At 57.8% G+C, this 12,956-nt stretch carries 10 protein-coding genes and 1 pseudogene; 4 read left to right on the top strand and 7 right to left on the bottom strand.

Features of this window, described 5'->3' with window-relative positions; translation table 11 throughout:
* The 5 genes and pseudogenes from BUE09_RS19480 to secA form a co-directional block, all read right to left on the bottom strand.
* Positions 1–485, bottom strand: a pseudogene (locus tag BUE09_RS19480) (alkyl hydroperoxide reductase subunit F); the annotation flags it as partial.
* A 140-nt stretch (positions 486–625) separates the two neighbouring features.
* Positions 626–1,189 carry an alkyl hydroperoxide reductase subunit C gene (gene ahpC / locus BUE09_RS19475; protein ID WP_019341772.1) on the bottom strand — a complete coding sequence of 188 codons (564 nt, stop codon included), beginning with the start codon at positions 1,187–1,189 and terminating at the stop codon, positions 626–628.
* A gap of 191 nt (positions 1,190–1,380) precedes the next feature.
* Positions 1,381–2,319 carry a Nudix family hydrolase gene (locus BUE09_RS19470; RefSeq protein ID WP_073303709.1) on the bottom strand — a complete coding sequence of 313 codons (939 nt, stop codon included), beginning with the start codon at positions 2,317–2,319 and terminating at the stop codon, positions 1,381–1,383.
* A 78-nt stretch (positions 2,320–2,397) separates the two neighbouring features.
* Complete coding sequence (gene argJ / locus BUE09_RS19465) at positions 2,398–3,615, bottom strand: bifunctional glutamate N-acetyltransferase/amino-acid acetyltransferase ArgJ (protein WP_073303706.1); 1,218 nt, start codon at positions 3,613–3,615, stop codon at positions 2,398–2,400.
* A 113-nt stretch (positions 3,616–3,728) separates the two neighbouring features.
* Positions 3,729–6,467 carry a preprotein translocase subunit SecA gene (gene secA / locus BUE09_RS19460; protein ID WP_073303704.1) on the bottom strand — a complete coding sequence of 913 codons (2,739 nt, stop codon included), beginning with the start codon at positions 6,465–6,467 and terminating at the stop codon, positions 3,729–3,731.
* A gap of 238 nt (positions 6,468–6,705) precedes the next feature.
* On the opposite strand from secA, the gene BUE09_RS19455 reads away from it, so the two are divergent.
* From BUE09_RS19455 to BUE09_RS19440, 4 genes are all read left to right on the top strand, one after another.
* Positions 6,706–7,170, top strand: coding sequence for a DUF721 domain-containing protein (locus BUE09_RS19455; protein ID WP_073303702.1), 465 nt, complete (start codon positions 6,706–6,708; stop codon positions 7,168–7,170).
* Positions 7,171–7,294: 124 nt separating this feature from the next.
* Complete coding sequence (locus BUE09_RS19450) at positions 7,295–7,759, top strand: multidrug transporter (RefSeq protein WP_073303699.1); 465 nt, start codon at positions 7,295–7,297, stop codon at positions 7,757–7,759.
* A gap of 94 nt (positions 7,760–7,853) precedes the next feature.
* Positions 7,854–8,117, top strand: a complete 264-nt coding sequence (locus BUE09_RS19445; RefSeq protein WP_073303697.1) for a YebG family protein — start codon at positions 7,854–7,856, stop codon at positions 8,115–8,117.
* A gap of 123 nt (positions 8,118–8,240) precedes the next feature.
* Entirely contained in the window at positions 8,241–8,510 is a 270-nt protein-coding gene (locus BUE09_RS19440) for a DUF3509 domain-containing protein (RefSeq protein ID WP_073303695.1), read from the top strand.
* Positions 8,511–8,652: 142 nt separating this feature from the next.
* Here BUE09_RS19440 and BUE09_RS19435 read toward each other — a convergent pair whose 3' ends face one another.
* A complete protein-coding gene (locus BUE09_RS19435) occupies positions 8,653–11,274 on the bottom strand; it encodes a LuxR C-terminal-related transcriptional regulator (RefSeq protein ID WP_073303693.1) in 2,622 nt (873 codons plus the stop codon).
* A gap of 275 nt (positions 11,275–11,549) precedes the next feature.
* Complete coding sequence (locus BUE09_RS19430) at positions 11,550–12,911, bottom strand: DUF1329 domain-containing protein (protein WP_073303691.1); 1,362 nt, start codon at positions 12,909–12,911, stop codon at positions 11,550–11,552.
* Between the last annotated feature and the right edge of the window lie 45 nt (positions 12,912–12,956).

The following is a 12,956-nucleotide window of genomic DNA, read 5'->3' as shown; positions in this document are numbered from 1 at the left end:
ACCTCTTCCTGGAACAGCGCACCGTCGATGGCGACGTGGCGAATGTTCGGGTTGAGCACGGCCATCAGATTGAGCGCCTGTACCACGTCCGGGCAATTCTGGCAGGACAGCGAGAAGTAGGTTTCGAAGTTGTACTCGCCGTCGAGGTCTTTGATCTGCTCGATGATCTCACGCGCAGTCTTCGACGGATGACCGCCTACTTGGAGCAAGGCCAGTACCAGCGAGGTGAATTCGTGACCCATCGGGATGCCGGCGAAACGCAGGCTGATATTGCCACCGATGCGGTTGAGTGCGAACGAAGGCCTGCGCACATCCTTGCCGTCGGTACGCAGGGTGATCTTGTCGCTCAGGCTGGTAATGTCTTCCAGCAGGCTGAGCATTTCCTGGGATTTTTCGCGGTCATCGAGGGACGCGACGATCTCGAACGGCTGGGTGACCTTTTCCAGGTAGGTTTTCAGTTGCGCTTTGAGATTGGTGTCCAACATGAGCAGCGATCCCCAACTTGCAGAATTCAGTTAATAAAACGCCCGGACGGTTGGCGCCCAGGCGTTTAGTTTCTCGGAGCAATACTCTGCCCGAGAACGGTGCTGAGGCGCTGCGCCTAGGCGCAGCGCTCGTCGACCGTTTAGATCTTGCCAACCAGATCCAGAGAAGGAGCCAGGGTCTTCTCGCCTTCTTTCCACTTCGCGGGGCAGACTTCGCCCGGGTGCGCGGCGGTGTACTGGGCAGCTTTCAGCTTGCGTAGGGTTTCGCCGACGTCACGTGCGATTTCGTTCGAGTGGATTTCCAGGGTCTTGATCTGGCCTTCCGGGTTGATGATGAAGGTGCCACGCAGCGCCAGGCCTTCTTCAGCGATGTGTACGCCAAAGGCGTTGGTCAGCTGATGAGTCGGATCACCGATCAGCGGGAACTGGGCCTTACCGACGGCTGGCGAGGTTTCGTGCCAAACCTTGTGCGAGAAATGGGTATCGGTAGTGACGATGTACACCTCGGTACCGGCCTTCTGGAACTCAGCGTAGCTGTTGGCAGCGTCTTCGATCTCGGTCGGGCAGTTAAAGGTGAAGGCTGCCGGCATGAAGATCAGTACCGACCACTTGCCCTTGAGGGACTCTTCGGTGACTTCGATGAACTTGCCATTGTGAAAAGCGTTAACTTTGAATGGCTGGACTTGGGTGTTGATCAGAGACATTTACTAACTCCTTTTGGGATTCAGAATTTAACGACGCCTAAGATAGCGCACGAAAACGGATACGGTTAATTGATTGAGGAAATAGCAACAATAGGCTCAGCCTATCAATGCATCCTCAGTTTCGGCGGCAACTATGACACCTGTTGGTCCTTACAATTCGAATGTAAGGCCTGACGTAAGCCCGGCAGCCGCTACGGCCAGAACGCCCGAATGCCTGCAACGCCTTGCGCGCCGATCTGCGCAGCCCTCTCCGCATCCCTCGGACCAAGGCCGCCCAGCAGATAAGCGGGCTGAGCAAAGCCTAGCAGCATATCGGCGGCGCGCTGCCACCCCATGGGTCTCGCTTCGGGATGCGAGGCGGTAGCAAGTATCGGCGAGAGAACAATGAAATCAACCCCCATCTGGTTCGCAAGATCCAGCTCGGCCATATCGTGGCACGACGCGGCGAGCCAGCGTCCCGTCTCGATCGGTCTACCCGCGTCGGTGTGCTCGCGCAGTTGCGACGCCGTCAGGTGCCAGCCGGCATCCGGAAAATCCTGCGCCCACTCCAGGGGCCCTTTAAGCATGACCTGCGCACGCCCGGCACAGAGTTCCAAGACTTCAGTCGCCAGCGTGCGGTACTGAGCATCCGCCAAAGCAGGGCAGCGTAGCTGCAACAGCCGGACGCCTGCATCCAGTGCACAAGCCACACCGCAAAGCAGTTCCTGTGGTGCCAGGTTATCCGGTGTGATCAGGTACGACTTTGGTAGGCGAGCAGCAGAGATTATTGGCCGGTTCGCCGCCGGAAATTCATAACGGGGCAGATCCTCCGCTGTCACCCAAGCTAACGGTTGGCCTTCAGCGCCGTGCGGCTCTCCGTCAAACTCAAGCACTTCCCATACATCGAGCAGCACCTGTTTATCCGGATAGTCGTGACGTACCTGAATCAGGGGCCTTGCAGCATTCACGGCAATGCCCAACTCCTCGGCCAGCTCCCGCGCGAGCGCGCCCTCTGCAGTCTCGCCAGGCTCGACCTTACCGCCCGGAAATTCCCAGAGTCCGCCCTGGTGCTTGTCCACGGGACGCTTTGCGATCAACACATGGCCAGCGCCGCCACGGATCACGCCAGCGGCGACGTGGAGGCGTTTCATATTCCGGCACCAAGCGGAAGTCCGAGCGTATCCGGGACCTGTCGGAGCAGTTTGTTCAACTTGCCCACAGCCGAGGGATCAGGTGCGGTATTCGGCATTGATCCGCACGTATTCATGAGAGAGGTCGGTGGTCCAGATCGTTTCGCTGCAATCACCGCGACCAAGCTCGATACGAATCTCGATTTCCTCCTCGGCCATCACCGCGGCGCCCTGCTCTTCCGTGTAGTTCGGCGAACGTCCGCCCTGGCTGGCGATGCACACGGCGCCCAGGTAGACGTCGATCTTGCTCACGTCCAGTTCGGGAACGCCTGCACGACCGACTGCCGCCAGAATGCGGCCCCAGTTGGGGTCAGAGGCAAACAGCGCCGTCTTGATCAGCGGCGAATGCGCGACGGCATAGCCCACATCGAGGCATTCTTGATGGTTGCACCCTCCATTGACCTGAACGGTGACGAACTTGGTCGCGCCTTCGCCGTCACGAACGATGGATTGCGCCACTTCCATGCTGACGCCGAAGACCGCCTGCTTGAGCTTGGCAAACAGCTCGCCCGCAGCTTCAGTGATTTCAGCAACGGCAGCCTTGCCCGTAGCGATCAGCATGCAGCAGTCGTTGGTGGAGGTATCCCCATCGATGGTGATGCGATTGAACGACTTGTTAGCCGCATCCCTTAGCAAATCCTGCAAAACCGGCTGAGCGACTTTCGCATCGGTGGCGATGTAACCCAGCATGGTCGCCATGTTGGGACGGATCATTCCGGCACCCTTGGAAATGCCGGTGACGGTAACCGTCACGCCATCGTGCTCGAACTGGCGGCTCGCGCCCTTGGGCAGTGTATCCGTGGTCATGATGCCGGTTGCGGCTTCGGCCCAATGATTTTCATCCAAGTCGGCCAATGCGTCGGGAAGCGCCGCCTCGATCTTCTCAGTCGGCAGCAACTCACCGATAACGCCGGTTGAAAACGGCAGGATGGCATCGGCCTCGACTCCGGCCAACGCGGCCAGACTGGCACAGCTGCGGATGGCAGCCTGCATGCCAGGCTCACCCGTGCCGGCGTTAGCATTTCCAGTGTTGGTCAGCAGGTAACGTACCGCTCCCTGAGCGCGCTGCTTAGCAAGAATCACCGGCGCGGCGCAAAACGCATTGAGGGTGAACACACCAGCAACCGTTGAGCCTTCGGCGCAACGCATCACTACGACGTCCTTGCGCCCTGGCCGCTTGATACCCGCCGAAGCGATACCAAGCTCGAAACCGGGAACTGGGTGCAGTGTAGGTAGGGGACCAAGACCGACAGCCATTGATGCGCTCCTTTTGGAAGGATGGATGGCCTTCGGCCACCGAAAATCAGGGAGAAAAACGCCGCGAGCGGCTAGAGCCGGTCGCGGCGCGGGTCAACACAGACCGGCTCCGATTACTGGACCTGTCCGTGGCAATGCTTGTATTTCTTTCCAGACCCGCAAGGGCATGGTTCGTTGCGTCCGATCTTTTGCTCGGTACGCACGGGTGCCGTAGCTGTCGCTACATCGCCCTCGGCTTGCGGGTCATCTTGATCGGCTTCCAGTGCCGAAACCTCGGCATGCTGAAACTGCATACGCTGCGCCAGCTCCTCGGCCTCGCGGCGCAAACGCTGCTCCTCCTCGGCCGGGTCTTCGCGACGTACCTGGACATGGGACAGAACCCGGATGCTGTCGCGCTTGATGGACTCGAGCAGTTCCTGAAACAGCGTGAAGGACTCGCGCTTGTATTCCTGCTTCGGGTTCTTCTGGGCGTAACCACGCAGGTGGATACCGTGACGCAGATGATCCATTGTCGACAGGTGATCCTTCCACAGGTCGTCCAGCACGCGAAGGACGATCTGCTTCTCGAAAGTGCGCAGCGCCTCGGCGCCCGCCAGTTCTTCCTTTTCATTGTAGGCCGCTACCAACGCTTCGAGGATGCGCTCGCGCAGCGTCTCCTCGTACAGCTTCTCGTCTTCGTCAAGCCACTGCTGGACCGGTAGTCGAACCCCGAAGTCGCTATAGAGCACCGCTTCGAGTCCGCTGATATCCCACTGTTCTGGCAATGACTGCGGCGGGATGTGCTGATTAATGGCGTAGTCGAGCGCTTCGCGGCGGAACTCGGCGATCGTCTCACCAATTTCCTCAGCGGCCAGCAAACTGTTGCGCATGTGATAGATCACCTTGCGCTGCTCGTTGGCGACATCGTCATATTCGAGCAACTGCTTACGCATGTCGAAGTTACGACCTTCAACCTTGCGCTGGGCCTTCTCGATAGCGTTGGTCACCATGCGATGCTCGATCGCCTCACCGGACTCCATGCCCAGCGCCTTCATGAAATTCTTCACCCGGTCAGAGGCGAAGATACGCATCAGACTGTCTTCCAGCGACAGATAGAAGCGGCTCGAACCGGCATCACCCTGACGCCCGGCACGCCCGCGCAGCTGGTTGTCGATACGGCGCGACTCGTGACGCTCAGACGCAATCACATGCAAGCCACCCGCCTCGAGTACGGCATGATGACGCTTCTGCCAGTCGGATTTGATCTGTGCCACTTGCTCATCAGTCGGATTCTCAAGGGCTGCAACTTCGACTTCCCAGTTGCCGCCGAGCAGGATGTCGGTGCCCCGGCCTGCCATGTTGGTCGCGATCGTCACCGCACCTGGGCGTCCTGCCTGGGCAATGATCTCGGCCTCCTTGTCGTGGTGCTTGGCGTTGAGCACCTTGTGCTCGATGCCTTCGCTGACCAGCAGGCGCGAGACATATTCCGAAGTTTCGATGGTCGCAGTGCCCACCAGCACAGGACGCCCATTGTTCTGGCAATCCTTGATGTCCGCGATGATGGCAGTGAACTTCTCTTCCTGCGTCAGGTAGACCAGGTCGTTGTAATCCTTACGTGCCAGCGGCTTGTTGGTCGGAATGACCATGACCGGCAGGTTGTAGATCTGCATGAATTCGAACGCTTCGGTGTCAGCAGTACCGGTCATGCCCGAGAGTTTTTTGTACAGACGGAAGTAGTTCTGGAAGGTGGTCGACGCAAGGGTCTGGCTTTCCGGCTGGATCGGCAGCCCTTCCTTGGCCTCGATGGCCTGATGCAGGCCCTCGGAAAGGCGACGACCCGGCATGGTCCGACCAGTGTGCTCGTCAATCAAAAGCACCTGGTTATTCTGGACGATGTACTCGACGTTGCGGTGGAACAGCTTGTGCGCACGCAGGCTGGAATACACGTGGGTCAGCAAACCGAGATTGTGGGCCGAATACAGGCTCTCGCCTTCGGCGAGCAGCCCAGCCTTGGTCAGCATCTCCTCGACAAACTGATGGCCAGATTCGTTCAGCTCGACCTGACGGGTCTTTTCATCGATCGAGAAGTGACCTTCCTGAGTAACGACACCCTCTTCCTCTTCAATGTGCTGCGTGAGGAGCGGGATCAGCTGGTTGATCTGCTGATACAACTTGGAACTGTCTTCGGCCTGGCCAGAGATAATCAATGGCGTGCGGGCTTCGTCGATGAGGATCGAGTCGACCTCGTCGATGACTGCGAAATTGAGTTCGCGCTGATTCTTTTCTTCGAGGCTGAACGCCATGTTGTCGCGCAGGTAGTCGAAGCCGAACTCGTTGTTCGTGCCGTAGGTGATGTCGGCCGCGTACGCGGCGCGCTTCTCTTCCGGCGGCTGAAACGGCGTGACGATACCCACCGTCAAGCCCAAGAATTCATACAGCGGACGCATCCAGTTGGCATCGCGGCGCGCCAGGTAATCGTTCACCGTAACGACATGGACGCCTTTACCTGCCAATGCATTGAGGTACACGGCCAAGGTCGCTACCAGTGTTTTACCCTCGCCAGTACGCATCTCGGCAATTTTGCCTTCGTGGAGGGTCATGCCGCCGATCAACTGCACGTCGAAGTGGCGCATCCCCATGACGCGTTTGCCGGCTTCGCGGCACACGGCAAACGCTTCGGGAAGAATTTGGTCGAGGGTCTCGCCTTGGCCGAGGCGGGCCTTGAACTCATCAGTCTTGCTCCGCAACTGCTCATCGGAGAGAGACAGCATCTGCTCTTCGAGCGCATTGACGGATTGAACCGCCTTGAGCATGCGCTTGACCTCACGCTCATTCTTGCTACCAAAGAGCTTCTTCATTAAAGGCGCAAACATATCGACAAAGTCTTCCATGCTGGGGATGGAGGCACGACCGCAGGGCCACCACGGCTTCGTGCAAAGGGGGCATTCTACTCGGAAACGTACGAGAGGAAAGCTGCCTGCTGCGCAGCTGGGCCAGCCAATGGCGCCAGTAACCAGACGATCCGGCACAGGTTTAACCGGTGGTGGCGCGACCAAAAGGCTATTGCAGGCTTCTGCTAATATGCCGGCTCTTTACTTACGAGCGTCAGCCATGTCGTTTCGCCCTTTGCCGGCCCGAGCATCTGCGTCGCTGCTGCGCGAGGCCAAACCGCTAAAAGCACTGTTCGGCGAGGCGAAACGGCTGGATCGCCTGCAGCAACTGGTCGATAGCCAACTGCAACCTGCAGCCCGTGAGTTCTGTCGCGTGGCCTCGTGGCGCGAAGGCACGCTACTGCTGATTGTTACCGATGGCCATTGGGCAACGCGTTTGCGCTATCAACAACGACGCTTACAACGTCAGCTGCAGTGCATGGATGAATTCAATGGCCTGAGTCGTATTCAGTTCAAGGTGCAGCCCCCGGACGCCCCACGACACAAGCCCGGACCTGCACCAGAACTGTCGGCACGTTCAGCAAACAACATTCAGGAAACCGCCCGTGGCATTACCGACCCCAAGCTCAGGGCTGCGCTCGAGCGGCTTGCCAGCCACGCCCGCTCGGAAACGGATATTGACTAGCATCCTCAGGCACGACCATTTGCGCGGCAGTTGAAAGTCGTACCCAGCGCACGCCAGCGTTAGGATAGCTGCGGAATCACGGTAGAGAGGTTTCAATGGTTAACCATTCACGCGTCCGCTCATCATGCTGATCGGCGCGTTTCTAGTCGTCGCCTGGCTCATCTTGCTGATTCGGTATCCCCTTCGGGCAGTGCCTATTTCGCTGGGAGCGCTACTTGGCCTTGGTGTCGTTGCCGCTTGGGTCATCTGGCAAGAGCAACGTGAAGAACACCTGCTTGGTCAGCTAGAACTACGGATGTCGTATGCACCGACTGGCTGCCCGGCCGGACAGCCGTTGCGCATCATTCTGGATAACCATAGTGCGAAGCCGATGCGCAGCTTGAGCTGGGAAGTGGCCGCCTATTCCCCCGGTTCCAACCTCAACCTGGTGACCTCGAACTACGATGCACCGCAGTACCGTGGCCCAGGCGACCTGCAACCCGGGCAACGCTGGACCTCCTGCGTGCCATTACCACCGTTGCGCTCCGGTTACCGTAGCAACGATGTTGTTTTTCGCGCTGGGCGGCTTCGAGGCCACTTCGGCAATTGAAATTGAACAGTTGATATGCAGAGCTTTTCAATCATCAGCATGCAGCTTATGCTGTATGGATAAACAGCATTAATTCATTTAGCCGAGGTGGCAGATGGCCGTCGAAGTTGTGTACCGCAGCAGCCGGGACCTGGAGCGCTTATTCATGGATAAAGCCGAAGCCGATCGTCACGACAAAATGCTTGAGCTTGCCGAAGCCTTGGCTGCAGCACTGCTGAAAGCTACGCCGTCACTGAGCGAACAGCAGGCTGAAGACATCGGCATCTTCATGGCGCGACACCGTGACCTCTTTGCCAAAGCCTTCAAAAACAATCCCGAGGCTCTAGAGGAATTGCCGGCTTCGGCCGACCGATCCTGACTCCATAGCGCCCTGCCCCAGATCTGGCAGCGCTTCGTTTTGCCGCAGGTAACCCGCTCAGCGGGCGAAACTAGTTAATCTGCGTCAGGTCCACTGGGGGCAGTCATCCAATCAGGTACCGGCATGGAAAGTCCTTTCAAGAAAATCAGCGATGTGTTTCAACCAAACTACACCGTCAATTTTAGTATTCAGAAACCCGACGGAAGTATTCTGCTGACCTTGACCGACACTATGGGCGTAGCGGTAAAGCGCTTCATCAGTTCCAGCCAATGGCGAGACCAGCAGCAGCTTGAACGCTTGATTACCAGCCTGCAGTTCAGCCTCGCTATTGAAAGAGGCGAGCAGGCGAGTTCTTATCGTCTAACCAAGCATTCGCACTCAGCATCGCAATAGCGGTCAACTTTAGCCGGTAGGCTTTGCGCGCCGACCGTCCTCTTCCGACAACAACAAGAAATTGCCAGTTTCGCTCCGCCGGTGCAGCACAGGCTGCGCCTTTCGTAGCGCTGGGCAAGTATCTGGCCCCGCCTCCACCAGCTCACAGCCAGGCCAAAGCTTTAGCACGCGCCACCGCCTGCGTACGTCTGGCTACTCCGAGCTTGGTATTGATTCGCCGCGCATGAGTCTTGACAGTGTGCAGCGAGATAAACAGCTGCTCGGCGATCTCCTGATTCGAACACCCCTGGGCGATGAGCCGCAGGACCGTAAGCTCGCGGTTGCTCAGGATGACCTCATCGCCTGAGACAGCGCTGTCTTCAGGCTCTCGCTCAAATTGCAGCAACCGGTCACGCAGACTTTCCCCCTTCCCCGCTGGTAACACCCGGGCAAGCCATTGCGGCTGGCGATGCTGCAATTCGTACAACGGCTTGACCAGATGCTGCCTTGCTGCCTCACAGAGCGCCTTGCGTAGCTCCAGTTCCGCATCGTCATGCTGGCCTTCCATTTGAAGCGCTTCGGCAAGCGTAAACCGACACTCGCAGGCCAGGCCTAACCGCTGCGAACGGAGGTTCTGCTCGATCAGTTCGCGCAGCGTTTCGATGGCGAGCGAGCAACGACCGGACAGGAGGTCGACTACCGCAAGATAGCGCTGAGCCCGTGGCAACAGCTCGTAAAATCCGGAAGGCGCGATAAACGTATGCCCTTCATACTGTTCCAACACCTGTATGAATATAGCTCTAGCCTTCTTTAGCTGCCCCTGGTGCAGCCAGGTCACACCCGTTATCAGCGGTAGAATGCCGCGAAAGCGCGCTTCCGGAACATGTCTCCATTGAGCCAGCCGCTCGGCTTCACGCAGCCAATGATATGCCGCAGGAAACTCCTGGCTGCGTGCGGCCAGCTCCGCCAGCCCGGCATAGCCAAAGAATACGTATGAATCACCACAGGTTTCGGTCTCGACTCGACCCTGTTGATATGCCTCATGCGCCAACTCGTCGAGCCCTTGGTAGGCCAGCAGATGACCGCGTAGCAGTTTCAGCCGACCTATAATCGGGCTGTGGCCGACACCGTCGCGTAACACCATCAGAGACTCTTCGAGAACTCCAACGGCTCGCTCGAACTCGCCGGTAATTTCCAGCAGTTGGATTCGATCAACGCTCAGCATCGCTTCATACAGAACGCTGCCCTTGAGCCGAGCAAGCTTCATGCCTTCGCTGTTGTAGTGCTGGGCCAACTCGAGCTGGCTTTCGGCTATCGCCTGCTGGGATAACGCCTGATAACAAAGCACCCGCTGGGCCCAGGCATGATCAGAAAGGACTTCCAGAGCTTGGAGACAATAGTCCCTGGCTTCAGGTTCGCCGCGTAAACGCGCTAGAAAACCTCGCAACGCTTGCCACTGGGCAAGCAGCTGCGCCTGACGTCGAGCATCGGGTTGAGGAAAGAATTTCGCCAGATCGGCGAGGCAATCATCCACCTCGTCTAACCGAGCCGAGATGATCAAAGCCCAGCCATGCAGGACGATCAGCCGAGTGGTGCTGTTGAATAAATCCTGCGGGAGTTCACTGCGCCACTTCATAAAATGCGAAACGTTGTCGCCTATAAGCAACTGCTCCTGCCCATAGCGCTGCAGGAAGTTGGCTGCGACTTCAGGCTGCCCCGCCCACAGCGCATGCTCTACCGCCTCACGCATTTCACCGCGATTAGCAAACCACTGGCAGGCACGAAGGTGCGTCTGGGTGGGCGATGCTGTGCCTGGCATGCGCCGCAACATCAACGCGAGCGGCCGCCACAGGCGATACCATTCACCACAGTTGTCAGTCTGGCGGATGAACAGCTGGGATGTCTTGAGCACATCGAGAAGGTCGTTTCCTATGCCGTCGAGGACATGTTCACACAGCTGCGATGAAAAGCGCGGCATGCGCGCCAACGCGAACAACGCGCGGCAAACGTCCTCGCTCTGCCCTTCAAGCACTTCGCGCTGCACGTAATCCCGCAACAATGACGTACCGGCTATCAAGCGCTCACGAATCGCCTGTTCATCAGCATTCAATAGCAGCAAGCTGACACCGGCCAACCATCCCTCGCTGCCCGCCAACAATTGCTTGAAGGTGTCATCTGCGATCTCCAGGCGGTGCGCTTTGAGCAGCAGCCGTAGCTCACCAGGCGTTAGCGCCAGCGCCTCGGCTTCAAGCTCGAACAAATCACCTTGCAGTAATAACCTGGGCAATTTCCAAGCAGGTTGTCGACGACTGCTTACCCACCAGCTGACGGATTCAGGGCCCCTCTCGATGAGCAAGTCGAGGCAGGCGTCGAAAGGCGCGGTGACCTCTCGTGGATAATCGTCCAACATGATCCAAAGCGGACGCGGAAAGTCGTTCAGCAGATTGATGAGATCTTGCTGAACATCGCCGCTCTCCAGCGTAGTGCCGCTCAATACCCGGCGCAGCTGGGAATACAGCGCTTCAGCAGAGAAGGCCCTGCCGCCAAGATCAAGCCAGACGAGGTGCGTATCGGCCGGTACCAGCCGCGCGCACTCGTTCATCAGCACGCTCTTGCCAAAACCAGCGGGTGCGCAAATCAAACGTAATCGACAACGGGCCTCGAGTAGAGCATCGACGAGTCGAGGCCTTGATATATGCAGCGGAGGCAGACGTGGGATAGTCGCAACTTGAACCTGCGAGGCGGCTTCTGTGCTGAGGGCACCCGGGTTGAAGCGTACGGACATAGCGAGGTTTCTCTTATTCGTATCAGTCCATTGAGGAACGCATGGAGCGCTGCCGTCAGTACCCACTCCGGGACTAGCTGGCTTGGTCATATCGATGCGCTTGCGCCTTAATAACCTGCACGATCGCGAATCTTTTGTCGACTCACCTATAAGCAAACCGCCCCATCAGGACGGATACCAGTCTTTCTGATGGCCGAAAAGTATCACTCCTGATGTACCGAGAATAAAAAAGGCGGCCAACTGGCCGCCTTATTCACCATACAGATGCTATCCGATCAACGCACCCCGGCATTACGTAATGCAGCAGGCGTAAAGTCGCGGGCTGAGGCCTTGTAGCCGAACTCGTGCGCCGGCTCTTCGTTGCTCAGGCCGATGGCGATATAACGCCCGGAGATAATGTCGTACAGCGCCTCGAAGGCATAGGCAGGCACCTTGTGCTGATAGTACTGCAACATGTGGGCCTCACCGACGCGCCACAATTGACCGCGGCCGTCGTATAGCTCCGATTGCACGATGGTCCAGGTATCTTCATCTACGAAGAAGCGGCGCTTGGCGTAAATGTTGCGCTCACCCTCCTTGAGATTGGCTTCGATCTCCCAGACACGATGCAATTCGTAGCGAGCCAGATCCTGATTGACGTGACCGGCTTTCAGGATGTCGTTGTACTTTACGTCGCTGGAGTTGATGTCGTAGCTGTTGTAGGGGATGTAGAGCTCTTTCTTACCAACCAGCTTCCAGTCGTAGCGATCAGGGGCACCGCTAAACATATCGAAGTTGTCCGTAGTCCGCATGCCATCCGCCGCGGTGCCTGGCCCGTCATAGGCAACCTGAGGCGCACGGCGCACACGACGCTGACCAGCGTTGTAGATCCAGGCTTGACGTGGCTCTTTAACCTGGTCCAGCGAGTCGTGCACCAGCAGGACGTTACCGGCGAGGCGTGATGGGGCTGTTACCCGCTGCTTGAAAAACAGCAATGCGTTCTTGGCGCGCTCCGCATCCAGGTCCGACATGTCGCTCGGGAATGCCACCTCATCCTCGAAGTGCACCAACGTGTAGCTACCGTTTGTTTGAGGCGTGGCTTGAACGATATTGCGTCGTACGTTACCGCCGCGATAGCGCGTGATGTGGTTCCACACGACTTCCAGGCCGTTCTTCGGAATAGGGAACGCGTAGTAGCGGCTATCAGAAAAATTAGCGATACCGTTACCGCCATCAACCAGCTCTGTGTTCAACGCGCTCTTTTTGGCTGCTTCGTAGATGCGGTCCGGCACTGCCGCGGTGCGGTGAGTCGGAAATACCCGAATCTTGTACGTTTCCGGATAGCGCTTGAACATCGCCAGCTGGCCTGCTGTCAGCTTGTCTTTATATTGATCGACATTCTGCGCGGTGATTACAAACTCAGGCTGCTCGTCTTTGAACGGATTAGTTAGATGCCCATCATCGAGCGGTGCGGCATCGGTGGATAAACCGCCGGTCCAGGCGGGAATCGTTCCGTCGGCGTTGCCCGCCTTCTCCGCACCGAGTGGAGTCAGAGTATTACCGAGCTTTGCGGCTTCCTCTGGAGAGACTGCAGCCATCACGCTGCTTGCAAGCAGCGAAAAGGCCAAGACACTGAATAATTTTCTTGTTGTTTTCATACGCTTCCAGTTCCTCTTGATCTTGTTTTGGCCGGAGGCCTTGTA

Source organism: Stutzerimonas xanthomarina DSM 18231, from assembly GCF_900129835.1.
Lineage (GTDB): Bacteria > Pseudomonadota > Gammaproteobacteria > Pseudomonadales > Pseudomonadaceae > Stutzerimonas > Stutzerimonas xanthomarina.
Note: the sequence above shows the minus strand (reverse complement) of the source record. Positions and strands in the feature narration are given on the sequence as shown.

Coding starts and splice junctions, on each gene's coding strand:
- BUE09_RS19470 (WP_073303709.1), bottom strand. CDS start 2,319: ATGAAACGCCTCCACGTCGCCGCTGGCGTGATCCGTGGCGGCGCTGGC.
- BUE09_RS19440 (WP_073303695.1), top strand. CDS start 8,241: ATGGAAAGTCCTTTCAAGAAAATCAGCGATGTGTTTCAACCAAACTAC.
- argJ (WP_073303706.1), bottom strand. CDS start 3,615: ATGGCTGTCGGTCTTGGTCCCCTACCTACACTGCACCCAGTTCCCGGT.
- BUE09_RS19435 (WP_073303693.1), bottom strand. CDS start 11,274: ATGTCCGTACGCTTCAACCCGGGTGCCCTCAGCACAGAAGCCGCCTCG.
- ahpC (WP_019341772.1), bottom strand. CDS start 1,189: ATGTCTCTGATCAACACCCAAGTCCAGCCATTCAAAGTTAACGCTTTT.
- BUE09_RS19445 (WP_073303697.1), top strand. CDS start 7,854: ATGGCCGTCGAAGTTGTGTACCGCAGCAGCCGGGACCTGGAGCGCTTA.
- BUE09_RS19450 (WP_073303699.1), top strand. CDS start 7,295: ATGCTGATCGGCGCGTTTCTAGTCGTCGCCTGGCTCATCTTGCTGATT.
- BUE09_RS19455 (WP_073303702.1), top strand. CDS start 6,706: ATGTCGTTTCGCCCTTTGCCGGCCCGAGCATCTGCGTCGCTGCTGCGC.
- BUE09_RS19430 (WP_073303691.1), bottom strand. CDS start 12,911: ATGAAAACAACAAGAAAATTATTCAGTGTCTTGGCCTTTTCGCTGCTT.
- secA (WP_073303704.1), bottom strand. CDS start 6,467: ATGTTTGCGCCTTTAATGAAGAAGCTCTTTGGTAGCAAGAATGAGCGT.